General features: G+C 70.4%; 24 protein-coding genes. 5 read left to right on the top strand and 19 right to left on the bottom strand.

What is annotated here, in order from left to right:
• Positions 1-22 precede the first annotated feature (22 nt).
• Together G569_RS49240 and G569_RS58215 are read left to right on the top strand one after the other, a co-directional pair.
• Complete coding sequence (locus G569_RS49240) at positions 23-1,459, top strand: DHA2 family efflux MFS transporter permease subunit (RefSeq protein ID WP_053226503.1); 1,437 nt, start codon at positions 23-25, stop codon at positions 1,457-1,459.
• A complete protein-coding gene (locus tag G569_RS58215) occupies positions 1,456-1,908 on the top strand; it encodes a MarR family winged helix-turn-helix transcriptional regulator (RefSeq protein WP_053226502.1) in 453 nt (150 codons plus the stop codon). Before G569_RS49240 ends, G569_RS58215 begins: the two co-directional genes overlap by 4 nt.
• An 87-nt stretch (positions 1,909-1,995) precedes the next feature.
• Here G569_RS58215 and G569_RS58210 read toward each other — a convergent pair whose 3' ends face one another.
• From G569_RS58210 to dxr, 4 genes are read right to left on the bottom strand one after another with little or no spacing between them, the layout of a single operon-like run.
• On the bottom strand, positions 1,996-4,185 hold the full coding sequence (locus G569_RS58210) for a methyl-accepting chemotaxis protein (protein WP_084285080.1): 2,190 nt from the start codon (positions 4,183-4,185) through the stop codon (positions 1,996-1,998).
• Between the two features lie 60 nt (positions 4,186-4,245).
• Positions 4,246-5,979, bottom strand: coding sequence for an AMP-dependent synthetase/ligase (locus G569_RS0117145; RefSeq protein WP_028064313.1), 1,734 nt, complete (start codon positions 5,977-5,979; stop codon positions 4,246-4,248).
• A gap of 9 nt (positions 5,980-5,988) precedes the next feature.
• A complete protein-coding gene (locus tag G569_RS0117140; protein ID WP_028064312.1) occupies positions 5,989-7,053 on the bottom strand; it encodes a M50 family metallopeptidase in 1,065 nt (354 codons plus the stop codon).
• Positions 7,050-8,201, bottom strand: coding sequence for a 1-deoxy-D-xylulose-5-phosphate reductoisomerase (gene dxr / locus G569_RS0117135; RefSeq protein WP_028064311.1), 1,152 nt, complete (start codon positions 8,199-8,201; stop codon positions 7,050-7,052). The genes G569_RS0117140 and dxr overlap by 4 nt, the downstream gene beginning before the upstream one ends.
• 49 nt (positions 8,202-8,250) lie before the next feature.
• Here dxr and G569_RS0117130 point away from each other — a divergent pair, with 49 nt between their 5' ends.
• Positions 8,251-9,027 (top strand): alpha/beta fold hydrolase, encoded by a 777-nt coding sequence (locus G569_RS0117130; protein ID WP_037497250.1) that lies wholly within the window; start codon positions 8,251-8,253, stop codon positions 9,025-9,027.
• Here G569_RS0117130 and G569_RS58205 read toward each other — a convergent pair.
• Positions 9,024-9,434, bottom strand: a complete 411-nt coding sequence (locus G569_RS58205) for an ester cyclase (RefSeq protein ID WP_053226501.1) — start codon at positions 9,432-9,434, stop codon at positions 9,024-9,026. The genes G569_RS0117130 and G569_RS58205 overlap by 4 nt on opposite strands.
• Positions 9,435-9,465: 31 nt before the next feature.
• Positions 9,466-10,035: a DJ-1/PfpI family protein gene (locus G569_RS0117120; protein ID WP_028064309.1), complete on the bottom strand. Its 570-nt coding sequence runs from the start codon at positions 10,033-10,035 to the stop codon at positions 9,466-9,468.
• Between the two features lie 72 nt (positions 10,036-10,107).
• On the opposite strand from G569_RS0117120, the gene G569_RS0117115 reads away from it, so the two are divergent.
• A complete protein-coding gene (locus G569_RS0117115; RefSeq protein ID WP_037497249.1) occupies positions 10,108-11,040 on the top strand; it encodes a GlxA family transcriptional regulator in 933 nt (310 codons plus the stop codon).
• Positions 11,041-11,106: 66 nt separating this feature from the next.
• The gene (locus G569_RS49220; protein WP_053226500.1) at positions 11,107-11,706 is read left to right on the top strand and encodes a TetR family transcriptional regulator C-terminal domain-containing protein; all 600 of its coding nucleotides are present in this window, start codon (positions 11,107-11,109) and stop codon (positions 11,704-11,706) included.
• On the opposite strand, the gene G569_RS49215 is transcribed toward G569_RS49220, so the two are convergent.
• The 13 genes from G569_RS49215 to G569_RS0117045 form a co-directional block, all read right to left on the bottom strand.
• The gene (locus G569_RS49215) at positions 11,692-12,141 is read right to left on the bottom strand and encodes a DUF6328 family protein (protein ID WP_037497246.1); all 450 of its coding nucleotides are present in this window, start codon (positions 12,139-12,141) and stop codon (positions 11,692-11,694) included. The two genes, G569_RS49220 and G569_RS49215, sit on opposite strands and share 15 nt — an antisense overlap.
• Positions 12,138-12,914: a phosphatidate cytidylyltransferase gene (locus G569_RS49210; RefSeq protein ID WP_169542163.1), complete on the bottom strand. Its 777-nt coding sequence runs from the start codon at positions 12,912-12,914 to the stop codon at positions 12,138-12,140. The genes G569_RS49215 and G569_RS49210 overlap by 4 nt, the downstream gene beginning before the upstream one ends.
• Positions 12,915-12,976: 62 nt before the next feature.
• The gene (gene uppS / locus G569_RS0117095; RefSeq protein ID WP_028064307.1) at positions 12,977-13,639 is read right to left on the bottom strand and encodes a polyprenyl diphosphate synthase; all 663 of its coding nucleotides are present in this window, start codon (positions 13,637-13,639) and stop codon (positions 12,977-12,979) included.
• Positions 13,636-14,193 (bottom strand): ribosome recycling factor, encoded by a 558-nt coding sequence (gene frr / locus G569_RS0117090; RefSeq protein ID WP_028064306.1) that lies wholly within the window; start codon positions 14,191-14,193, stop codon positions 13,636-13,638. Before frr ends, uppS begins: the two co-directional genes overlap by 4 nt.
• Positions 14,190-14,882 carry a UMP kinase gene (gene pyrH, locus G569_RS0117085; RefSeq protein WP_245602503.1) on the bottom strand — a complete coding sequence of 231 codons (693 nt, stop codon included), beginning with the start codon at positions 14,880-14,882 and terminating at the stop codon, positions 14,190-14,192. Before pyrH ends, frr begins: the two co-directional genes overlap by 4 nt.
• Positions 14,883-14,911: 29 nt before the next feature.
• On the bottom strand, positions 14,912-15,520 hold the full coding sequence (gene tsf / locus G569_RS0117080) for an elongation factor Ts (RefSeq protein WP_028064304.1): 609 nt from the start codon (positions 15,518-15,520) through the stop codon (positions 14,912-14,914).
• 6 nt (positions 15,521-15,526) lie between these two features.
• Positions 15,527-16,663, bottom strand: a complete 1,137-nt coding sequence (gene rpsB / locus G569_RS66390) for a 30S ribosomal protein S2 (RefSeq protein WP_037497241.1) — start codon at positions 16,661-16,663, stop codon at positions 15,527-15,529.
• Positions 16,664-16,859: 196 nt separating this feature from the next.
• On the bottom strand, positions 16,860-17,756 hold the full coding sequence (locus G569_RS0117070) for an RluA family pseudouridine synthase (protein WP_028064303.1): 897 nt from the start codon (positions 17,754-17,756) through the stop codon (positions 16,860-16,862).
• The gene (lspA, locus tag G569_RS0117065) at positions 17,753-18,199 is read right to left on the bottom strand and encodes a signal peptidase II (RefSeq protein ID WP_028064302.1); all 447 of its coding nucleotides are present in this window, start codon (positions 18,197-18,199) and stop codon (positions 17,753-17,755) included. The genes G569_RS0117070 and lspA overlap by 4 nt, the downstream gene beginning before the upstream one ends.
• Positions 18,196-18,486 (bottom strand): YggT family protein, encoded by a 291-nt coding sequence (locus G569_RS0117060; protein WP_028064301.1) that lies wholly within the window; start codon positions 18,484-18,486, stop codon positions 18,196-18,198. The genes lspA and G569_RS0117060 overlap by 4 nt, the downstream gene beginning before the upstream one ends.
• Positions 18,487-18,500: 14 nt before the next feature.
• Complete coding sequence (locus G569_RS0117055) at positions 18,501-19,010, bottom strand: cell division protein SepF (RefSeq protein WP_245602502.1); 510 nt, start codon at positions 19,008-19,010, stop codon at positions 18,501-18,503.
• A gap of 80 nt (positions 19,011-19,090) precedes the next feature.
• Positions 19,091-19,738, bottom strand: a complete 648-nt coding sequence (locus tag G569_RS0117050; RefSeq protein WP_028064299.1) for a YggS family pyridoxal phosphate enzyme — start codon at positions 19,736-19,738, stop codon at positions 19,091-19,093.
• Positions 19,726-20,445: a purine nucleoside phosphorylase YfiH/LACC1 family protein gene (locus G569_RS0117045; protein ID WP_053226498.1), complete on the bottom strand. Its 720-nt coding sequence runs from the start codon at positions 20,443-20,445 to the stop codon at positions 19,726-19,728. The genes G569_RS0117050 and G569_RS0117045 overlap by 13 nt, the downstream gene beginning before the upstream one ends.
• Positions 20,446-20,447: the final 2 nt, after the last annotated feature.

Raw genomic sequence — 20,447 nt, 5'->3', positions numbered from 1 at the left:
AAAGATTCGGAGTCAAAACGAAATGAACAAACACCTCTGGCGCATCGCCATCGTCGTGATCCTCGGCGCGATCATGTCGGTGCTCGACACGACGATCGTCAACGTCGCGCTCGGCACCCTCTCCAAGGACCTGAACACCCCGCTCGACGGCATCCAGTGGGTCGTCACCGGCTACATGCTCGCGCTCGCCGCCGTGATCCCGGTCACCGGCTGGGCCGCCGCCCGCTTCGGCGCTCGTCGCCTGTATCTGATCTCGCTCGTGCTCTTCACGGCGGGCTCGGCGCTCTGTGGATTCGCCTGGTCGGCTGAGTCGCTGATCGCCGCCCGCGTGCTCCAGGGTCTCGGCGGCGGCATGCTGATGCCGATCGGCCAGATGATCCTCGTCCGCGCCGCCGGCCCGCAGAACATGGCGCGCGTCATGAGCGCGATCGGCGTCCCGATCATCCTCGCCCCGGTCTTCGGCCCCACCCTCGGCGGCCTGCTCGTCGAGCACGCCGGCTGGCAGTGGATCTTCTTCGTCAACCTCCCGGTCGGCATCGCCGCCGTGTTCGCCGCGCTGCGCCTGCTGCCGCATGACGAGGCCTCACCGCTGAAGGCGGGCCGCCTCGACGTGACCGGCCTCGCGCTGGTCGCCACCGGCCTGGTCGGCATCACCTACGGCCTGGCCGAGTCCGGCACGGCCGGCAGCCTGCTCGCCGACTCCGTGATGGTCCCGTTCCTGCTCGGCATCGCGCTGGTCGCCGCGTTCGTGGTCCGCGCGCTGCGCATCGACAATCCGCTCCTCGACGTCCGCCTTTACGCAAACAAGGCCTTTGCCGCCGCGTCGGTGACGATGACCGCGCTGGGCGCCGCGCTGTTCGGCGCGATGGTCCTGATGCCGCTGTACTTCCAGCTCGTCCGCCACGAGGACGCCGTCCACACCGGCCTCCTGCTCGCCCCGCAGGGCATCGGCGCGGCGCTGGCGATGGCGCTCTCCGGCCGCGTGACCGAGCGCCTCGGCGGCGGGCTGACGTCGCTGATCGGCGGCGCGATCACGATCGCGGCCACGGTCCCGTTCGTCCTGATCGAGGCCGACACGAGCTTCGTGTTGATCGCCGCGGCGATGATCGTCCGCGGCTTCGGCATCGGCATGTCGATGATGCCGTCGATGACCGCCGCCTACGCCGTCCTGCGCCCGGACCAGATCAACGACGCGACGCCGCAGCTCAACGTCCTGCAGCGCGTCGGCGGCTCGATCGGCACCGCGATCCTCACCGTCGTCCTCTCGAGCGGCATCGGCGGCCTCGCCGCCCCCTCCCCCGAGGGCATCGCCGCCGCGTTCGGCGACACCTACTACTGGGTCCTCGGGATCAGCCTCGTCGCGCTCCTGCCGACGATCGTCCTGACCCTCGTCGAGCGCCGCGCGAAGGCGACCGCCGGGGTCCTCCCCGCCGACCTCGCCCTGGAGGCGGTCGCATGACCCCCACCGAGATGGACACGCTCCGCGCCGCGTTCGGCGAGTTGATGGGCGCCGAGCGCCGGCTGCGGGGCCGCGACCCGCGTCACGCCCAGATCCGCGTCCTCGTCCAGCTGGCCAAGGACGAAGAGGTCACGGCGGGCGAGCTGGCCAAGCGCGCCGAGCTGAGCCCCGGGGCGATGACCGCGATGCTCGACCAGCTCGAGGCCAAGGAGATGGTCTCGCGGCGGCGCTCGGAGACCGACCGCCGCCAGGTGATCGTCCGCATGACCGACGCCGGGCAGGAGAAGCTCAAGTCCAAGCGCGCGCTGTGGGAGCGCATGTGGGAGGACGGCCTGGCCGAGCACTCCGAAGCGGAGCTGCGCACGGCGGCCGCCGTCATGCGCACGATCGCCGGCGTCCTGGATCAGGTAGGGGTAGCCCGAAACGAAAATGGGGTGCTCTCCCCGTAGAGAGAGCACCCCAAGTGCCCGACCATGAAGTTCTCCGGCCGGCCGCGGCTCAATTGCGCGGCCGGCCGTTGACTCGTTGACCCGCCGCTAGAGGCGGAAGGTGGCCACCACCCGCTCGAGCTCGGCGGCGCTGGCCGCGAGGTCCTGGGCGGACGCGGCGATCTCCTGCGTCGACGCGCTGGTCTGCTGCGTCGAGGCCGAGACCTGCTCGCTGGAGGCGCTGGCGGACTCGGCGACCGTGGCGACGCCGACGACGTCGTTGGCCATCTGGTCGGCGTCGTCGGACAGCTGCCCGATCGCGCCGGCGATGTCGGCCGCGCGGCCGGAGACGTCCTCGACGGCGCTGCCGATCGCCTCGAAGGCCGCGCGGGCCTTCTCGACGGTGACGGTGCCGCCCTCGGTGCGCGCGGCGGTGTCGGCGACCATGTCGACGACCTCGCCGGTCTCGCGCTGGATCTCGGAGATGAGGCCGGCGATCTGGCCCGCCGCGGTCTGCGACTCCTCGGCCAGCTTGCGGACCTCCTCGGCCACGACGGCGAAGCCCTTGCCCTGCTCACCGGCACGGGCGGCCTCGATCGCGGCGTTCAGCGCCAGCAGGTTCGTCTGCTCGGCGATGCCCGTGATCGTGTCGACGATGCCGCCGATGCGCTCGGACTTGCCGGCCAGCGACTCGATCGCGCCGGTCACGCCCGCGGCCGACTCGGCCAGGCCGCGCATGGCGGCGGACGCCTCGTCGGCGGCGACGAGACCCTCGGTGGCGATGCCCTTGGCCTGCTCGGCCGTCTGAGCCGCCTCGTGGGCGCGCTCGGCGCTGTCACGGGCGGTCTCGGCGGCGCGGACCGCGGCCTCGCGGACGATCTCGACCTTCTGGACCTGGACGTTGGTGCCCTCGGCGACCTCGCCGATCGCGGTGGCGATCTCCTGGATCGCGCGGCCGGCCTCGTCGGAGGTGCCGGCCATCTGACGCGAAGCGTCGGTGACGCCCGAAGCGGTGCTCGACACGCGGCCGACGATCTCGCGCAGGTCGCCGACGAGGCGCTGGAACGCGTTGCCCAGCAGGTCCTTGTCCGAGCGCGGCGCGACCGAGACGGTCAGGTCGCCGTCGGCGACGGCCTCGGCGGCCGTGGCCTTCTCGCGCAGGTACTCGACGGTGCGGCCGAACGACGCGGCCAGACGGCCGACCTCGTCCTTGGACTGGATGTCGACCTTGACGTCGACGTCACCGTCGGCGAGGCGCTCGGCGGCGTCCGTGACCTGACGGATCGGCTTGGTCAGCAGGTTGGCGACGAAGAAGATCACGCCGGCGACGAGCAGCAACATGACCAGCCCGATGCCGAACAGGGCCTTCTTGAGGCTGGCGACCGGGGCGAGCACCTCGGAGACCGGGACGGCGGTCAGGAAGCTCCAGCCCGCGCTGTCGATCTGCGACCAGGTGAGGACGACGTCCTTGCCCGTGAACGGGTCCTTGGTCTCGATCTGGCCGTCCTTGCCGGCGGCGATCGAGTCGGCGACCTGCTTGAGCTCAGGGTTGTTCTTCTGCTCGGCCAGCGTGGCGAGGCTGAGCTTGCCGTTGTTCTTCTTGTCGGGGCTGGCCACGAAGACGCCCTTGCCCGACACGGCGAACGCGTAGCCGCTCTTGAGCAGCTTGGTGGCGGAGATCGTCTTGTCGACGCCCGCGAGCGTGTTGGCCGTACCGGCATAGCCGATGACCTTGCCGTTCTTGGTGATGTTCGCCTGGTAGGTGACGTACATCGTGCCCTGGTAGGCGGCGGGCTCCTGGACGCCCGGGACGGGCTTGGCGACGTACGCGGCGGCGCCCTTGGCGCCATCCTCGGAGCCCGAGGCCACGACGCCCTTCTCGGAGAGCGTGATGCTCGGCTCGAAGTTGCCGGCCTTGTCGGCGCCCGGCGTGCCCTTCGCGGGCTTGTCGAAGCCACCGGGGGCGATGCCGGAGTAGACGGCCATGATGTTCTTGCTGTTGGCCGTCAGCAGGTTGGTCATGCCGCCGAGCGCGGAGGTGCGCGTGTCAGAACCGGCGATCACGGCGGCCGCGGCGTTGGCGGTGGCGAGCGCGCCGCCGACCGTCTGGTCGACCTTCAGCGACTCGACCTGGGTGCGTTGCTGGAGCTCGGCGAAGGCCGACTTCTTCTGATCATTGGACGCGCGGGAGATCGCGAACAGCGTCAGCAGGATGATGGCAACGGCAACCGGCGTGAGGATCAGCGCAAGCATCTTGCCGCGCAAAGACCCGAAGTGGGGCATGTAACTCTCTTCCATGGACGGGAGGACGATTGCTCCATGGATCGGGTCTCTTCGCCAAGTCTTTAGATACTTCTGTCAGCCGATCGACCGAACCGGTACCTCGTACATCCTCTCGATGGCGTCCGCGTACTTGGCTTCGACGGGTCGTCGTTTGAGCTTCATCGTGGGCGTCAACTCGTCCCCGCCCGGCAGCCAGTCGCCCTCGATCAGCGTGAAGCGCTTGATCGCCTCAGGCCTCGAGAGCGTCCGGTTGGCCGCGTCGACGCCCTCCTGCACGGCGGCGATCACCCGCTCGTCACGCGCGAGTGACGCGAGGTCTGAGTCGATGCCGTGACGCGCCGCCCAGGCGGGCGCGACGTCGGGGTCGAGCACCAGCAGCGCGGTGTTGTAGCGGCGGCCGTCACCGATCACGCACGCCTGGCCGATCAGTGGCGAGGCACCCTTGAGCGTCGCCTCGATGTTGGCCGGCGACATGTTCTTGCCGGCCGCGTTGATGATCAGCTCCTTTTTCCGGTCGATCAGCGTCACGTAACCGTCTTCGTCGATCGTCGCGACGTCGCCGGTGTGCAGCCAGCCATCGTCGTCGAGCGCCTCGGCGGTGCGCTCCGGCAGGTTCCGGTAGCCGACCATGACGACCTTCGAACGGGCCAGCAGCTCCCCGTCGGAGGCGAGCTTGAGCTCGACCCCGGGCGACGGCAGACCGACCGTGCCGATCTTGATCCGCTCGCCCGGATTGGACGCCCCGGCGCCGCAGGTCTCGCTCATCCCCCAGATCTCGGCGAGCGGGATCCCGATCGCGTGGAAGAACACGAGCACCTCGCGCGGCGTGGGTGCCGCGCCGACGTTGACCAGCTTCGCCTCGTCGAGCCCGATCGCCGCGCGCAACGGGGCGAACAGCTTCGGCTCGGCGACGTCGAGAACGGCCTGCAACTCGGGAGGGACGGACTCCCCCGTTTGGAGGAGCTCGACCGCCTGCGCGCCGGCCGCGATCAGCTGCATCGCCTGCTCGTCGCCGCCCAGCTTGGCCTCCACCCCGGCCTTGAGCTTCTCCCATACGCGCGGGACCGCGAAGAACCACGTCGGTTTGACCGCCGGCAGGTAGGTGCCGATCTGGCGCGGGTCCGGGCAGGTCGTGATCGTCATCGCGTAGACGATCGGGAGGTAGTGGTGGGCGGTGCGCTCGGCGACGTGGGCGCTCGGGAGCCAGCTGATCACGCGCGAGTCGTCGGGGAACCCGACCCGCCGCTCGACGGCGTCGACCGCGGCCATCTGGTTGCGATGGGCGATCTGCACGCCCTTCGGCGGCCCCGTGGTGCCACTGGTGTAGATCAGCGTCAGGATGTCGTCGGGCTCGACGGCGCGCCAGTGCGGCTCGGCGTCGAAGTCCGGGTCCTCGGGCAGGTCGTCGATCGTGAGGACGTGCTCGGCGAGACCGGCGACCAGCGGCTTGAACGGCTCCTCGACGATCGCGACCTTGGCCGCGGCGTCTCGCAGCACGTACGCGACCTGGTCCGGCGCCGAGGTCAGGTAGATCGAGAACGGGGTCGCGCCGAGCGTCATCGCCGCCAGGTCGGCGACCATGAACTCGGGGCGGTTGGAGATCATCAGCGCGACGGTGTCCCCGCGGCGTACCCCCAGGCGGTGGAGGCCGCCGGCCAGCGCGTCGACCTTCTCACGCAGCTGCGCCCAGGTGTAGGAAACCTCGTCGTGCAGCGTCCGGACGGCGATCTTGTCCGGGTGGTCTTCGGCGGTGAGGCGGAACGCCTCGGCGATCGTCGCGGCGCCGACCGCGCGTCGTGTCTCCCCCATAGGGGGAAGCTACCGGAGTCTGAAGCCCCCGTTGGCCAGCCGGTCGAGGTCGTTGGTGAGCCCGACCAGGAACAGCGCGATGACGAGTGCGAACCCGATGAACCCGGCGCGCTCCATGATGCTGAACGGGATCGCGCGGCCGCGGACCTTCTCCGCCAGCGCCCAGAAGATGTGCCCGCCGTCGAGCGGCAGGAACGGGAACAGGTTGATGATGCCGAGCGACAGGCTGATGAACGCGAGGATCACGAGCGCGGTGCTGGTGCTGATGGTGAACGCCTGGCGGGTCTGCTCATAGCCGCCGACGACGCTGCCGAGCTCCTTGCGCTTCTCGGGCACGAAGATCTGCGCGATGTGGCTGACGGTCGCGCTCGTCACCGTCCACATCTCCTCCAGCGCCAGGCCGCTCGCCCGCAGCGGGCCGGCCGGCTGGACGCTCGCGTCCTGGTCGTAGGCGAACCCGAAGCGGTAGCGGTCGTTGGCCTTGTCGAAGAACGTCTTGCCGGTCACGACCTGCTCGGTGCCGTCGCGGCGGACCTTGATGGCGACCGCTGTCCCTTTGTGGGCGCCGACCGCCTTCTGGATCTGGTCGAGCTGCTCGGTGTAGTTGCCCGACAGCGGCTTGCCGTCGACCGCGAGCAGCACGTCGCCCTGCTTGAGCGCGGTCGCGGCGGGCGTGTTGGCCTCGATCTTGCCGACGACCGGCGGCGGGCTGACCGTCCCCTGGGAGATGAAGACACCCGCGAGGATCACGAAGGCCAGCACGATGTTGACCGCGGGGCCGGCGGCGATCACGACGATCCGCTTCCACACCGGCTGGCGGTAGTAGGCGCGGTGGGCGTGCTCCGGCGGGATCTCCTCCGCCGGGTTCATGCCCGTGATCTTCACGTAGCCGCCGAGCGGGATCGCCCCGATGCCGTACTCGGTCTCACCGCGGCGGATCTTGTACATCAGCGGCGGGAAGAACAACGCGAAGCGCTCCACCCGCATCCCGACGGCCTTGGCGGCGAAGAAGTGGCCGGCCTCGTGCAGGATCACGAGCATCGCGAAGCCGAGGAACGCCAGGACCCAGCTCACGCCGGCACGCCGCTCTCGATCAGCTCGTTGGCCAGCTCGCGGGCCTCGGAGTCGGTCACGTACAGCGCCTCGAAGTCATGCACGCGGTGGCTGCCCAACTGGTCCAACACGCTCTCGATGACGCGCGGGATGCCGGTGAACCCGAGGCGGCCGTTGAGGAAGGCGTGGACGGCGATCTCGTTGGCGGCGTTGAGCGCGCACGGCGCGGTGCCGCCGGCGACGGCGGCCTCGCGGGCCAGGCGCAGGCACGGGAACGCCTCCAGGTCGGGCGCCTCGAAGTCCAGCCGGCCGAGCTTGACCAGGTCGAGGTTCTCGATCGGCAGGTCGGCGCGGTCCGGGTGGTGCAGCGCGTAGCCGATCGCGACCCGCATGTCCGGGTAGCCCATGTGGGCCTTGGTCGAGCCGTCGCAGAGCTGGACGAGCGCGTGGATGATCGACTGCGGGTGCACGACGACGTCGATGCGGTCGTAGGGCGTGCCGAAGAGGTGGTGCGCCTCCATCAGCTCCAGGCCCTTGTTCATCAGCGTCGCCGAGTCGATCGTGATCTTGCCGCCCATCCGCCACGTGGGGTGGTTGAGCGCCTGCTCGACGGTCACGTCCTCGAGGTCCTTGCGGCCGCGGAACGGGCCGCCGGAGGCGGTGATGATCAGCTTCTCGACCACACCGGGCGGCTCGCCCGAGAGGAGGTGGTGGATCGCGGTGTGCTCGGAGTCGATCGGGATCAGCCGGGCGCCGGTGGCCTCGGCCAGCGCGGTCACGAGCTCACCGCCGACGACGAGCGACTCCTTGTTGGCCAGCGCGACGTCGATGCCCTCGGTCAGCGCGACGATCGTCGGGCCGAGCCCGGCCGAGCCGACGATCGAGTTGAGCACCAGATCGGCGCCGGACTCGGCGACGAGCGCGATCAGCCCTTCGGGGCCGCGCAGGACGTCGCCGCGCGTCCACTGCTCGGCGGCCAGCGCCGCGGCGTCGGGATCCGAGACGGCGATCTTGGCCACGCCGTGCTCGAGCGCCTGCTTGATCAGCTGCTGATGGTCGCGCCCGGCGGACAGGCCGACGACCTCGAAGGCGCCCTTGGCGCGGGAGATGACGTCGAGCGCCTGGGTGCCGATGGACCCCGTCGAGCCCAGGATGAGTACCCGCTTCACGGAGGCCCATTGTGGCAGCGGGTGGATTTGGGCTGGATAAGGTTCGCGGATGGAGCTGTTCGACTCGGGCGGCAACGGCCCGCCGGTGCTGTTCCTGCACGGTGCGCTCGTCGACCGCACGCTGTGGGATCCGGTCATCGACCTGCTGCCGGGGCGCCGCTGCCTCGCGCCGACGCTGCCGCTCGGCTCGCATCTGGAGCCGGTGGAGAACCGCGCCGCGCTCTCCCCCTCAAGCGTCGCCGACATGGTCGCGGACCTGATCGCCGCCGAGGGCTTGACCGACCTGACCGTGGTGGCCAACGACACCGGCGGCGCGATCCTGCAACTGCTGCTCACGCGTCGTCCTGAGGGGATCGCGCGCGTGGTGTTCACGCCCTGCGACGCGCTCGAGGTCTTCCCGCCCGCCCTGTTCAAGCCGCTCTTCACGCTCGGCCGCTCACCGCATCTGCTCGCCGCGTTCCTCTCGCCGCTGCGGGTCCCGAACGCCTGGCGGCTGCCGATCGGCTTCGGCTGGCTGACCAAGCGAGCGAGCAACGAGACCGTCGCGGGCTGGACGGCGCCCGCCCTGAGCGACTTCGAGATCGTCCGCGACGGCTCGCAGTTCCTGCGCGGGTGCACCCCCGGGCTGCTGCTCGACGCCGCGCCCAAGCTGCGCGCCTTCGAAGGCGAGGCGATCTTCTGCTGGCCGTCGGACGACCGCTGCTTCCCGGTCGAATTGGGCCGCCGACTCGCGGCCCAGTTCGCCGATGCCCGCTTCGTGGAGATCGAGGACTCCTACTCGTTCGTCTCGATCGACCGCCCCGACGCGCTCGCGGCGCTGATCTAGGCGGGGGCCGGGACGGCGCCGAGCTGGACGAGCAGGCCGAGCATGTCGGCCTGCGACCAGCGTTCGACGACCTTCTCGCCCTCGAAGCGCAGGATCGTGATCCCGGGGAGCACGATCTCCGTCCCGGTCGGCGGCACGCCCATGAACTCGCCGACGTGCCGGCCGCCCATCGTGAAGCGGATGGTGGCCGTGTCGCCCGACCACAGCACCTCGTCGAAGCGCAGCGGCGGGAGGCCGAACGCGGCGACGATCATCTCGTAGAAGGCGCGCACCTCGTCCTTGCCCATCGGCTCCGGGGTGTAGCCGTAGAGCTGGCTCCGGTCGTCGTACATCGTCAGGTAGCCGTCGAGATCGCCGGCGTTCCAGCTGGCATGCGCGGCCGCGAGCACGTCCTGGGGTGAGGTCATGGGCACGCTGCGCAGCCGCCGCGGTCATGGATCACACCGGGGTGCGATCCCACTCGATCTCGCGGGCGCCCGCCGCGGCGGCCGCGGCGCCGAGCTCGGCCTCGATCAGGTACAGGGCGAGGTCGATCCCCGACGTGACGCCCGCGGCGGTGATGACGTCGCCGTCGTCGACCACCCGCTCGCCCTCGCGGACGTCGACGCTGAACTCGCGGAGGTGCTCGATCGCGGTGTGGTGGGTGATCGCCGGGCGCCCGCGCAGGATCCCGGCCTCGGCGAGCAGCATCGCGCCGGTGCAGACGCTGCCGATCCGGCGGCCGGCGGCATGGCGGTCGGCGAGCGCCTTGGTGATCACGCCGCGCCGCGCCTCGGCCCACGCGCCGGGACCGGTGCGGTCGTGCCAGCCCCCGCCCGGGACGAGCACCAGGTCGGGATCGCCGAGGACGCCGTCGGGGACGACGGTCGCGCCGTGGGCGGACCGGACCGACGACTTCGGCTCGATCGTGACGAAGCGGGTGTCCAGGCCCGCCTCGCTCAGCACCTCGAACGGCCCGAACGCGTCCAGGTCGTCGAACCCGTCGAACAGCAGGATCTCGATGGTCATGCCGAGCATCGTCCCGCCGCGCGGCCGATCCCACGAGTGGCAGGAATGCCATTGTTCGTTACGATCCAGCCAATGCATCGCATGGTCGTCCTCGCGCTGGACAAGGTGGTCCCACTCGACATCGCGATCCCGGCGCAGGTGTTCGGCACCTACGAGGCGACGCCGTACGCGTTCGTCGTGTGCGGCGAGGCGGCCGGGCCCGTCCGGACGAGCGCCGGCTTCGAGGTCGTCGCCCAGGCCGGACCGGAGGCGCTGGCGACCGCCGACACCATCCTGGTCCCCGGCTTCGAGCCGCACCTGCGCGTGCCGCCCGAACCGGTCCTCGGCGCGCTGCGCGCCGCCCACGCACGCGGCGCCCGCCTCGTCTCGATCTGCACCGGCGCGTTCGCGCTGGCCGCCGCGGGCGTGCTCGACGGCCGCCGCGCGACCACCCACTGGCGCGACGCGGCCGATCTCGCCGCCCGCCACCCGCGGGTGGACGTGGAGCCCGGCGTCCTCTACATCGACGAGGGCCAGGTGCTGACCAGCGCGGGCGTCGCCGCCGGCCTGGACCTCTGCCTGCACATCCTGCGCCGCGACCACGGCGCGGCGCTGGCCAACACGATCGCGCGCCGGATCGTCGTCCCGCCGCACCGCGAGGGCGGCCAGGCCCAGTACGTCGACCGGCCGGTGCCGGAGAGCGCAGGCGGCTCGCTCGCCGCCACCCGCGCCTGGGCGCTCGAGCGCCTGCACGAGCCGCTCACGGTCCGCACCCTCGCCGCCCACGCCCACGTCTCCGAGCGCACCTTCGCCCGCCGCTTCAGCGCCGAGACCGGCACGCCCGTCCTGCGTTGGCTGCTCGCCCAGCGCGTCGACGCCGCCCGCTCCGCGCTCGAGTCCTCCGACGCGTCGATCGACGAGATCGCCCACCGCTGCGGGTTCGGGACTGCCGCGAACCTGCGCAAGCACTTCCACCGCACCGTCCGCACCACACCGACGGCCTACCGGCGCACCTTCGCAACCTAAAGGGGCCTGACCCCTTTAGGTTCGTAGATACTTGTTGGTTGACAAGCAAGTGTCTACACTGCCGGTATGACCGGCTCTCTCGAGATCTCGCGGCACGCCGCCCTGCGCAGCCCGACCACCGCGGCCGCGCTCGGCCGCGGCAGCATCATCACCGGTCGACGGCCCGCCGCCACGATGCGGACGGTGCTCGACGCCGCGGCGGCGCTCGTCGCCCAGCGTGGCGTGCGGGCGGTCACGCCGGCGACGGTCAGCGCCGCCGCCGGCTACCAGCGCGGGGTCGTCACCACGCGGTTCGCCAACCGCGCGGCGTTGCTGGACGCGCTGACCCTTGACCTCCAGGACGGGTTCCAGGTGCCGATCTCGGACAAATCCGGGCGCGAGCAACTGCGGGACTTCGCCGACGCCTACCTGCGCGAGGCGGCAGAACGCAGCGAGCGGACGCGGGCGTTCGCGACGCTGTGGGCGGCGGCGCAGGCCGGCGAGCCCGACCTACAGGAAGCGTTCGCTGCCCGCGACGCGCGGTTGAAGGCGACGCTTGCGGACTATGTGCGCCAGGGCATCGTGGACGGCACGATCCGCGGGGACCTCCACCCCGAGGCGACGGCGTTCGCGCTCCTCGGCCGGTTGCGACTGGGCCTGCTCAACCGCGCTCTACGGACCGGATGACTCGTCGCGCTTGAGCGGCCGGATGAACCAGAAGAACGCGATCGCCAGCGCGATCAGCGTCGGGAGGACGAAGACCGCCGGGCCGTTGTAGAGCACGTCGGTGATCAGCGTGATGCCGAGGACCATCGCCACGCCGAGCCAGACCAGGCCGGCGATCAGGTAGCGATTCGCGGAGATGATGATGTAGCGGCGGTCGCCCTTGCCGAACCGCAGGCGGTGCGTCGCGCTCGGGGCGATCAGGCAGATCGTCGAGGCGGTGGTCGCCACGAGCGTCGCGTAGAGCAGCCCGCGCTGGGTGGACGTGACGGTCTTGAAGCCCGAGGCGAACGGGACGGTCAGCAGGAAGCCGAACAGGATCTGCACGCCCGGCAGCGCGATGCGGAGCTCGTTCAGCAGCTCCGTCATCTGCCGGTTGTGCTTGTCCTCCTCGTTCATCCCACGGCGAGCCACACGTAGTAGCCGGCCACCAAAGCGAACAACGCGGCGTCCACGCGGTCAAGGGCGCCTCCATGTGCACCGAACAGCGTGCCCGTGTCCTTCACGCCCATGTCGCGCTTGATCAGCGACTCGAAGAGGTCGCCGATGGGCGCGGCGATCACGACCGCGAGCCCCAGCAGCAGGCCGTCGACGCCGGAGATCCAGTGCTCGTCCGAGTAGGTCTGCGCCGTGTACCAGACGACCAGCGTGCCGAGGACGATCCCGCACGCGAGGCCCTCCCACGTCTTGTTCGGGGAGATCGTGGGCGACATCTTGTGGCGGCCGAGCAGGCGCCCGCCGAAGTACGCGAACGTGTCGCCGAAGAACGTGCCGAGCAGGACCATCAGGACGAGCGAGCCGCCGTGGTCGAGCCCGCGCAGCAGCGCGGCGTGCGCGACGCCCAGCCCGATCCACATGACCATCAGGATCGTCACCGAGATCGACGCCGAGATCCGCTCGCGCTGGGGCATCGCGACCGCCAGGAAGAACGTCAACGGCAGCGCGGCCATGAAGACCATCAACACGGTCGCCTCGTCGCCGATCGTGCCCGCGGCGGTCAGCCCGAGCACCGAGATCATCGCCGCCAGGCGGACGGGGCGCGCGCGCTCGAACATCACCGACAGCTCGTGCACGCAGATCACGGCCAGGATCGCGATGCCGGCGGCGAAGATCCAGCCGCCCTGCCAGATGATCAGCGCCGCGAAGACCGCGGCCGGGACGGCCACGACCACGCGCGCGAGGAGGTCCGACGTGCCACGGGCCCTCGGCTCGCGTGACCGTCGTGCCGCGCCCACTATCGACCCCCGAAGCGACGCACGCGCGCCTCGTAGCTCGCCAGCGCCTCTTCGAAGTCCGTGCGCGAGAAGTCCGGCCAGAGCACGTCGGTGAAGTGCAGCTCGCTGTAGGCGGCCTGCCACAGCAGGTAGTTGGAGATCCGCTGCTCGCCGCTCGTGCGGATCAAGAGGTCGGGGTCGTGCATCTCGGGCGCGTAGAGCAACTTGCGGAACTCCTCCTCGCCGCCGCCCGAGTACTTCGCGGCCGCGTCGAGGATCTCCGAGCGCCCGCCGTAGTTGAACGCGACGTAGAGCGTGATCCGCGTGTTGTCCGCGGTCTTGGCCTCCGCCCACTCCATCTGCGAGATCAGCTCGGGGAGCACGCCCTCGCGGCGGCCGAGGAAGCGCATCTTGACGCCCTCCTCGTGCAGCTCGGGCGTCTCGTCGATGATCCGCGCGCTGAAGAGCGCCATCAGCGCGTCGACCTCGTCCTGCGGCCGCGACCAGTTCTCCGTCGAGAACGAGTAGATCGTCAGCTCGCGGACGCCGAGGTCGACGGCATCGCGCAAGCGCGCCTTGACCGTGTCGGCGCCCGCCTTATGGCCCTCCGCGACCGGCACGCCGTGCTGAAGGGCCCACCGCCCGTTGCCATCCATGATGATGGCGACGTAGGTAGCGCTCACACCTCGAGGATCTCGGCTTCCTTGCCCTTCAGAAGGGCGTCGAGCTCCTTCACCTTTTCATCGGTGAGCTTCTGGAGGGCCTCTTCGGCGCGGTGCTCGTCGTCGGCGCCGGCCTCGCCTGCGTCCTTGAGCTCTTTGAGGTCGTGCATGACGTCGCGGCGGATGCTGCGCAGCGCGACCTTGCCCTCCTCGGAGAGCCCACGCACGACCTTCACGAGCTGCTTGCGGCGCTCCTCGGTCAGCTCGGGGATCTGCAGGCGGATGATCAGGCCGTCGTTGTTCGGCGTCAGACCGAGATCGGACTCCATGATCGACCGCTCGATCGCCTTGATCGAGCTCTTGTCATACGGTTGCACCGTCAGCAGCCGCGGCTCGGGCGCGTTGATCGTCGCCATCTGCCGCAGCGGCGTCATCGTGCCGTAGTACTCGACCGAGATGCGGTCCAGCAGCGACGGGCTGGCGCGGCCGGCGCGGACGGAGCCGAACTTGGTGCGCGTCGCCTCCACGGACTTGTCCATGTGCTCGCGCGCGTCCTGGAGCAGGTCATCGATCATGTCGTCACCAACGTTCCCACACGGTCGCCGGAGATTATCCGGTTGATGTTGGAGTCGTCAGCCATGTTGAAGACGTGGATGGGCAGATGGTTGTCCATGCACAGGGCCAGCGCGTTGGAGTCCATCACCTTCAGGTCGCGCTGCAGCGCCTCGCGCGCGGTGATCTCCGGGATGAACTCGGCGTTCGGATCCGTGCGCGGGTCGGCCGAGTAGATGCCCTCGACGCCGTTCTTGGCCATCAGCAGGACCTCGGCGTTCATCTCCATCGCCCGCAGCGCCGCCGCGGTGTCGGAGGTGAAGAACGGGTTCCCCGTCCCGGCGGCGAAGATCACGATGCGCTTCTTCTCGAGGTGGCGCATCGCGCGCCGGCGGATGTAGGGCTCCGCGACCTCGGAGATCGTGATCGCCGACTGCACGCGGGTGTGCACGCCGCGCTTCTCCAGCGCGTCCTGCAGCGTCAGCGCGTTGAGCACGATCGCGAGCATGCCCATGTAGTCGGCGGTCGCGCGGTCCATGCCCTCGGCCGCGGCCGCGAGGCCGCGGTAGATGTTGCCCGCGCCGAGCACGACCGCGATCTCGACACCGCGATCGTGCACAGCCTTGAGCTGATCGGCGATGGACCCGACCGTGGCCGGGTCCGTGCCGTACTCCAGCGGGCCCATCAGGGCCTCGCCGGAGAGCTTGATCAAAACCCGTTTGAAAACGGGTTCTGCGTCGGTCAAGAGCCCACCGCGAAGCGGGAGAAGCGGCGGATCACGACGTTCTCGCCGGTGGTGCCGGAGAGGGTCGTGCGCAGCTCCTCGATCGTCTTGCCCTCGTACTTGTCCGTGTTGACGTGGACCTGGTTGAGCAGGACGACGTCCTTCATCCACGCCTTCAGCTTGCCCTCGGCGATCTTCGGGCGGATGTTCTCGGGCTTGTCCGCGGCCTGCTGCTCGAAGACGCGCAGCTCGGCGTCCTTGGCCTCCTGCGGGATCTCGTCCTCGGAGACGTAGAGCGTCGCCGGCGAGGCGGCGATGTGCAGCGCGATCTCGCGGGCGAAGGCCTGGAAGTCCTCGTTGCGCGCGACGAAGTCGGTGTTGCAGTCGACCTCGACGAGCACGCCGACCTTGCCGTTGGAGTGGATGTACGAGGCGACGGTGCCCTCGGTGGCCTCACGGCCGCCGACCTTCAGCGCCTTGTCGCCCAGGCGGACGCGCAGCAGCTCGACCGCCTTGTCGATGTCGCCGTCGGTCTCGGTCAGCGCCTTCTTGCAGTCCATCATCGCGGCGCCGGTCAGCTTGCGGAGCTCACCGACCTGCTTGGCGGAAATGGTGGGAGCGGTCACTTCGTCTCAGTCCTTGTTCTCGGTCGTGGTCTCTTCGGTGGCGGCGGCAGGCTCAGGGGTGGCCTCGGCCGCGGGCGCTTCGGCGGCGGGCGCCGGCGCCTCGGGCTCGGCGGCGGGCGCGGGCGCCTCAGCCGGAGCGGCGGGCGCCTCAGCGGCGGCGGCGGGCGCCTCAGCCGGAGCGGCGGGCGCCTCAGCCGGGGCGGCGGGCGCCTCGGCCGGGGCTGCGGCCGCCTCGGCCGGAGCGGCGGGCGCCTCGGCCGGAGCTGCGGCCGCCTCGGCCGGAGCGGCGGGCGCCTCGGCCGGCGCGGCCTCGCCGGCCTGGGTCAGGGCGGCCTCGGCCTCGGCGCGCTTGGCGGCCTCGGCGGCGGCCTGCTCCTCGGCCTCGCGGCGGGCGCGCTCCTCCTGCTCGCGCTGCTGCTGCGCGGCGGCCTCGGCGCGGGCCTGCTCCTCTTCCTGGCGGAAGCGCGAGCGGCCCTGCTGGACCACGTCACCGATCGCCTGGGCGATGATGTTGCAGGCGCGGATCGCGTCGTCGTTGCCCGGGATCACGTAGTCGATGCCGTCCGGGTCGGCGTTCGTGTCGACCAGGCCGATGATCGGGATGCGCAGGCGCTGGGCCTCGCGCACGGCGATCGCCTCGGTCTTGAGGTCGATGACGAACATCGCGTCGGGGACGCGGGTCATGTTCTTGACGCCGCCCAGGTTGGCCTGCAGCTTCTCGAGGTCGGCCTCGGCCGCCAGGCGCTCACGCGTCGGCAGCAGCGACAGCTGGCCCTCGGAGGCGTAGCGCTCGAGGTCGTGCAGGCGCTTGATGCGCGCGGACATCGTCTGGTAGTTCGTCAGCAGGCCGCCGAGCCAACGGTGGTTGACGTAGGGCTGGCCGGCGGCGGTGGCGATCTCCTTCACGCCATCGCGCGCCTGCTTCTTGGTGCCGACGAACAGCACCGTGCCGCCGCGGTGGGCGATCTCGGTCGCGAAGCGCTGGGCCTGCTCGAGCAGGGCCTGCGTCTTCAGCAGGTCGATGATGTAGATCCCATTGCTCTCGCCGTGGATGAAACGGCGCATCTTGGGGTTCCAACGTCGCGTCTGGTGGCCGAAATGAACGCCGGCTTCCAGCAGCTCCTTGAGACCGATCTCGGCCATCGGGGAGTACTCCTTGTCGTATGAGATTGCATCCCGGGCATGAGCCGCTGCGGACCCGGCGCGTCTGTACGCCAGGCAGGAACCGCGCGCCTCGGAGGTTGGGTTCCCCGGGGTCGATTACTGGACTTGGAAAAGTTTAGAGCAAGGTTTTGCGCGGGCCAGCGTTGGCGTCCTCGACGGGTCGGTCGAGGTTCCCCTACACCGTTCGGCCGACTCGTTCCCCTGATGCCTGCCGGAGGGCCCTGACCAGGTCCTCCGGCAGTGGCGCCTCCAGCTCCAGCGGCTCGCCGGTGGCCGGGTGGGTGAACGCGAGCCGCGTGGCGTGCAGGAACTGGCGGGCCAGGCCGTGGCGGCCCGCGCCGCCGTACTCGGGGTCGCCGGCCACGGGGTGGCCGATCGCGAGCAGGTGGGCGCGGATCTGGTGCGTGCGGCCGGTCTCCAGGCGCACCCGCAGGAGCGTGTCCTCCGGCAGCGCCTGCTCGGTCTCGAAGTGGGTGACCGCGTGATGCGGGTCGTCGGTGTCGGTCGAGATTCGAGTCCGGACGCGGCGGTCGCGGCCGAGCGGCGCGTCGATCGTCCCGCGGCGCGCGGGCGGGCGCCCTTCGACCAGCGCGAGGTACTCGCGGGTGATCTCCCGCTCGCGCAGCGCGGCCTGCAGCGCGGCGTGGGTCGCCTCGTCGCGGGCGAGCAGCAGCAGGCCGGAGGTGTCGCGGTCGAGCCTGTGCACGACGCCGGGGCGCTCCGGGTCAGGCCCGCCGGCGACGCGGCCGGCCAGGGCCTGGACCAGCGTCCCCTGCTCGTGGCCGCGGGCCGGATGGACGACGACGCCCGCCGGCTTGTCGACGACGAACAGGTGCGGGTCCTCGTAGGCGATCCGGAAGGTCGCGGGCGGGACCTCGGGGCGCGGGGCGGCCTCCGGCTCGGTGTACGTGACATCCTCGCCCCCCTCGAGCAGGTGGCGCTTGGCCTTGGGGGTGCCGTCGACGCGCACCAGGCCGGCGTCGATCAGCTTCTGCGCACGGCTGCGCGTGCCCACGACGCCGGCGAGGAAGACGTCGAGTCGCTCGCCCGCGGCCTCCGCGGGGACCCTCATTTCGTCTTCTCGAGCACGTAGATCAGCGACAAGACTCCAAAGGTGACGCAGATGTCGGCGACGTTGAACGCGGGCCAGTGCGGGAACTTGATGAAGTCGGTGACCGCGCCGACCCGGATGCGGTCGATCAGGTTGCCCGCGGCGCCGCCGAGCAGCAGGCCCGTCGGGAGCCAGACCAGGCGGCGGTGCATGTGGGTGAAGAAGAACGCCAGCAGCGCGCCGAGCGCGATCAGGGCGATGATCACCACGAGCGGGCCGCCGCCGGAGAACATGCTGAACGCGACCCCGGTGTTGCGGGTGTTGATCAACTTGATGCCGAGGAACAGCTCGTGCTCCTCGAACCGCGAGATCTCGGCGCGCACGACCGCCTTGGAGATCTGATCGGCGACGACGACCCCCGCCGCGACCAGCGCGGTCAGCGCCACCGTTTTCGATGCGGTCACGGCGCGATCAGGTTCACGATGATCCGCCCGCCGATCTGCAGCACCAGGATCGCGACGATCGGGCTGAGGTCGATCGGGCCGAATTGCAGCCCCAGGCGGCGGAACAGGCGCAGGTACGGGTTCGTGACGTCGCGCAGGAAATCGAGCACGGCGTTGAGCGGGCGCGAGTACGGGACGCGCACGCCGAACGAGAACACCCACGACACGATGATCGCGGCGAAGATGATCAGCGTGTAGACGCCGAAGAGGGCGCTGAGAAAGTCGGCGATCTGTTGGCGGGCCTCCATAAGCGCCCGCCAGTCTACGACTGGTTGAAAAAGCCTTTCTCAATCAACGCCGCGCGCTCCTCCGCGGAGACCTCGACGTTGCGCGGCGTGAGCAGGAAGACCTTGTCGGCGATGCGCTGCATTCCGCCGTCGAGCGCGTACGTCAAGCCCGAGGCGAAGTCGATCAGGCGCTTGGAGAGATCGGGGTCCGAGCTCTGCAGGTTGATGATGACCGGGATCGAGTCCTTGAACTTGTCCGCGACGTCCTGGGCGTCGTTGAACGACTTCGGAACCACGAGGTGCACGCGAACCTCCCCACGACCGTTCCGGGTCGGCACCGGTCGCAACTGCGTCGTGCGGCGCTCGGACGTCGAGTCGTCGCCGAAGATGTCGTCGATCTCGTCGCGCCGGCGCCGCGAGGACTGCAGGCGGCGCACGTTCGGGCGCTCCTCCTCCTCGTAGCGAGGCTGGGGCGCGCGCTGCTCGCGAACCTCCGGTTCATCGTCGTCGTAGTACTCGCGGTCTTCAGCCAGACCGAAGTACACAGCGACTCTTCTAAGGGAATTGCCCAAGGCCATAGTCGGGTGAATCGTTCGGGACAGGGAGAACTTTCCCTGCTCACACTCTACGTATAGAGGGACGTGCCGATCCGCACAATCGTTGCACCTTCGGCTGCAGCGACGGCGTAGTCCTGCGAGGTTCCCATGCTCAGGTGCCGGAGCCCGTGAGCGGCGGCGAGCTCGGCCAGGCGGGCGAAGTGCGGGCGGCTCGCCTCCGGATCCTCCGCAAACGGGGGCATCGTCATCAGGCCGACGACCTTGGCGGGAGAGAGCTCCAGGTAGTGCTCGAGGGCGGCGGGCGCGATGCCGGCCTTGCCCTCCTCCCCCGCGACATTGACCTCGAGAAGGATCTCGGTCTCGGGCGTGCCGTGGACCTCGAGCTGACGCAGCGCGGACTCGGACGCCACCGAGTGGATCAGCTCGACGTACGGGAGGATCTGCTTGACCTTGCGCGACTGCAGCTGGCCGATGAAGTGCCAGCGGAAGTCGGGGTGAAGCGTCGCCTTGTCCTCGAGCTCCTGGGCGCGGTTCTCGCCCAGCAGGGTGAGGCCGGCCTCGCGCAGCGTGCCGATCTCGTCGATCGGGACGTACTTGACCGCGGCGAGGATGTCCACGGTCGCGGGGTCGCGGCCGGCGTCGGCGATGGTCTCGCGCACCCGCTCGAGGTTGCGGGCGATCGTCGCGGCGTCGAGCCCGGTGATCAGGCGCGGCATATGACCCCCGCCTGGCGGCCGGTGACGCCCTTGTCGCGGCGATGGCTGAAGAAGCGCTCGTCGCAGATCGTGCACAACTCCACGTCGAGCACCTCGATGCCGTGGGCCTCGAGTTGCTGTCTGGCGACCGCCGCGATGTCGAGGTTCTGGCCGCGCCGCGCGTCGTAGGCGGTGAAGTGCTCGTGGACCTCCTCGCCCACCTCGTAACAGCAGCCGCGCGCGCTCGGGCCGAGCGCGGCGACGATCGGGCCGGTCCCGCCCACCTCGCGCAGCGCGGCGATGCCCTCGTCGACGATGTTCGCCGCGAGCGGCTTCCAGCCGCAGTGCAGCGCGGCCACGGCCCCGTCGGCGGCGAGCAGGACCGGCAGGCAGTCGGCGACGAAGACGATCGCGGCGGCGTCGCTCAGCGCCGTCGCCTGGCCGTCCTCGTGGGTGTAGGGCCGCTGCTCGGACGGCGGCTCCGTCGCGCGCCGGACGGTCGCGCCGTGGACCTGGCGTCCGTAACAGAAGCGCGGCCACGGATGGCCGACCGTCTCCCCCAGCCGGCGGCGGTTCTCGGCGACGTTCTCGGGCGCGTCATCGGTCAGCAGACCGAGGTTGAGCGAGTCGAACGGCCCGCTCGACACACCCCCGTGGCGGCTCGAGAACACCGCCCGCGCATGCGGCAGGTCCACCACCAGCTGCTCGTTCTCCCAACGGAACTCCACGG

Origin of the sequence: Solirubrobacter soli DSM 22325, assembly GCF_000423665.1 — a bacterium.
Taxonomy (GTDB): domain Bacteria; phylum Actinomycetota; class Thermoleophilia; order Solirubrobacterales; family Solirubrobacteraceae; genus Solirubrobacter; species Solirubrobacter soli.
The sequence above is the reverse complement of the archived record's forward strand: the minus strand, read 5'-3'. Positions and strand labels throughout refer to the sequence as shown.

Coding starts and splice junctions, on each gene's coding strand:
- G569_RS49240 (WP_053226503.1), top strand. CDS start 23: ATGAACAAACACCTCTGGCGCATCGCCATCGTCGTGATCCTCGGCGCG.
- G569_RS58215 (WP_053226502.1), top strand. CDS start 1,456: ATGACCCCCACCGAGATGGACACGCTCCGCGCCGCGTTCGGCGAGTTG.
- G569_RS58210 (WP_084285080.1), bottom strand. CDS start 4,185: ATGGAAGAGAGTTACATGCCCCACTTCGGGTCTTTGCGCGGCAAGATG.
- G569_RS0117145 (WP_028064313.1), bottom strand. CDS start 5,979: ATGGGGGAGACACGACGCGCGGTCGGCGCCGCGACGATCGCCGAGGCG.
- G569_RS0117130 (WP_037497250.1), top strand. CDS start 8,251: ATGGAGCTGTTCGACTCGGGCGGCAACGGCCCGCCGGTGCTGTTCCTG.
- G569_RS58205 (WP_053226501.1), bottom strand. CDS start 9,434: ATGACCTCACCCCAGGACGTGCTCGCGGCCGCGCATGCCAGCTGGAAC.
- G569_RS0117120 (WP_028064309.1), bottom strand. CDS start 10,035: ATGACCATCGAGATCCTGCTGTTCGACGGGTTCGACGACCTGGACGCG.
- G569_RS0117115 (WP_037497249.1), top strand. CDS start 10,108: ATGCATCGCATGGTCGTCCTCGCGCTGGACAAGGTGGTCCCACTCGAC.
- G569_RS49220 (WP_053226500.1), top strand. CDS start 11,107: ATGACCGGCTCTCTCGAGATCTCGCGGCACGCCGCCCTGCGCAGCCCG.
- G569_RS49215 (WP_037497246.1), bottom strand. CDS start 12,141: ATGAACGAGGAGGACAAGCACAACCGGCAGATGACGGAGCTGCTGAAC.
- frr (WP_028064306.1), bottom strand. CDS start 14,193: ATGATCGATGACCTGCTCCAGGACGCGCGCGAGCACATGGACAAGTCC.
- rpsB (WP_037497241.1), bottom strand. CDS start 16,663: ATGGCCGAGATCGGTCTCAAGGAGCTGCTGGAAGCCGGCGTTCATTTC.
- G569_RS0117070 (WP_028064303.1), bottom strand. CDS start 17,756: ATGAGGGTCCCCGCGGAGGCCGCGGGCGAGCGACTCGACGTCTTCCTC.
- G569_RS0117060 (WP_028064301.1), bottom strand. CDS start 18,486: ATGGAGGCCCGCCAACAGATCGCCGACTTTCTCAGCGCCCTCTTCGGC.
- G569_RS0117050 (WP_028064299.1), bottom strand. CDS start 19,738: ATGCCGCGCCTGATCACCGGGCTCGACGCCGCGACGATCGCCCGCAAC.